Origin of the sequence: Mesorhizobium sp. M5C.F.Ca.IN.020.32.2.1, assembly GCF_004023105.1 — a bacterium.
GTDB classification, from domain to species: domain Bacteria; phylum Pseudomonadota; class Alphaproteobacteria; order Rhizobiales; family Rhizobiaceae; genus Mesorhizobium; species Mesorhizobium wenxiniae.
The window spans coordinates 1-1,623 of the sequence record NZ_RZSX01001147.1 but is presented as its reverse complement, the minus strand read 5'-3'; the positions used below and the strand labels follow the sequence as shown (position 1 = coordinate 1,623).

The 1,623-nt window shown below is 58.5% G+C and carries 1 protein-coding gene and 1 pseudogene; both read right to left on the bottom strand.

Annotated elements, in window-relative coordinates; all coding sequences use genetic code 11:
* Window positions 1-109 precede the first annotated feature (109 nt).
* The gene (locus EOA86_RS33775; protein WP_128345506.1) at window positions 110-1,420 is read right to left on the bottom strand and encodes an HlyD family type I secretion periplasmic adaptor subunit; all 1,311 of its coding nucleotides are present in this window, start codon (window positions 1,418-1,420) and stop codon (window positions 110-112) included.
* A pseudogene (locus EOA86_RS39725) lies at window positions 1,420-1,623 on the bottom strand (type I secretion system permease/ATPase); the annotation flags it as partial. The pseudogene EOA86_RS39725 and the gene EOA86_RS33775, both read right to left, overlap by 1 nt.

Below are 1,623 nucleotides of genomic sequence, written 5' to 3'. Positions count from 1 at the left end.
CTCTTCATTCGTCAACTCGGACATGTGGGATCGCTTCCAATTTCCGGCGAAACGGCAAAATCGCGTCCTAGTTCCGGAATTCAGCTCGTGGGGTCGTCCAGAGACGCAGCTACTCTTCCCTGAATGCCCGTTGGATTTGATCCGCCAAAGGTTTCACGAGATAGGAAAGCATGGTGCGGCTGCCGGTCGAAAAGAATACCTCGACAGGCATGCCTGGCGCCAAGGTCAGGCCCTTGAGCCTGGTAAGCTCTGTGCGCGGCAAAACAACATGCACGGTATAAAAGCCGGCGCCTGTTTTCTCATCGAGATTGAGGTCGGCGGAAATCTTGCTGACGGCACCACTCAGTTCCGGCGTTGTTTGCTGATTGAATGCCGACAGCCGCAGGGTCGCGCTTTGCCCTGGCGTCAATTGATCGATGTCTTGCGGAGCCACGCGCGCCTCGACGGTCAGGTCGTCTGTCACCGGGACAATCAGCATGATGAGCTCTCCCGGAGAAATAACGCCACCGACCGTGTGCACGCCGAGCTGATGAACGACGCCGTTCTGCGGACTGCGTATATCGATTCGCTTGAGCTGATCTTCGGCCGAAACCTTGCGCTCGACGAATTCAGAGATCTTTGCCTGGACGTCGCGCAGCTCGCTCGCTACCTCGCTGCGCAAATCCTGGTCGACCTGAATGATCTGCAACCGGGTTTCCGCGATACGACCCTTCGCCTGCGCAATCGATGCAGTCAGTTGCCCGTGCTCACCTTTAAGCCGCACGGCATCGCGTTCAAGCGCAGTTATGCGATCGATTGAAACCAGCTTGCGTTGCCAAAGTGCGCGCATGCCTTCGAGCTCAAACCCGATCAACTCAATTTCCTGGCTCTTGGCATCTCTTTGCTCGGTCAAGCCGGAAACTTCTTCGGCAAGCTGCGCAATGCGCTCTTCCAACTGAGCCTTCTGACCGGCGCGTGCCTGTCGGCGAAATTCGAACAGAGATTGCTCTCCGGCCATCGCCCGACCAACCTCGGGGGCATCCTGCCGTGACACAAGCGAAGCTGGAAAGATGATGCTTCCTTTGCCGTCGCGCTCGGTCTCAAGGCGAGCCAGGCGCGCCTCGAATTCGTCCAGACTCTTGGTGACGATCGCCAAATTGGCCCGAGTGATCGTCTCATCGAGGCGGATCAAAACCTTGCCCGATTGCACGGCATCGCCTTCCCGGACGAAGATTTGGCCGACCACTCCACCGGTTGGATGCTGTACTTTCTTGACACTGGAATCGACGACCAATTTTCCCGAAGCGATAACGGCCCCGGAAAGCTCGGTGACGGCGGCCAAACTCCCCGCCCCGCCAACCAGCAGGATGCAGGTTGCGACACCGCCAAGCAGATAGCGTCGAATGGTGCGATCCGCCGCGAAGATCGTGCGTTGCGCCATCAGGATGCCGTCTCTTCAAGTCCGGAAACGACCTTCAAGGGCACGCCTGCTGGGCGAGTTATCTTGTTCAAGATCTCATTCTTCGGGCCAAAGGCCTGGATACGGCCGTTTGCCATCACAAGAACCTGATCCAGGCTCGCCAGCGCGCTCGGCCGGTGCGCGACCACGATGGCAACGCCGCCTCGCGCGCGGACCCTTTGAAT

Coding starts and splice junctions, on each gene's coding strand:
- EOA86_RS33775 (WP_128345506.1), bottom strand. CDS start 1,420: ATGGCGCAACGCACGATCTTCGCGGCGGATCGCACCATTCGACGCTAT.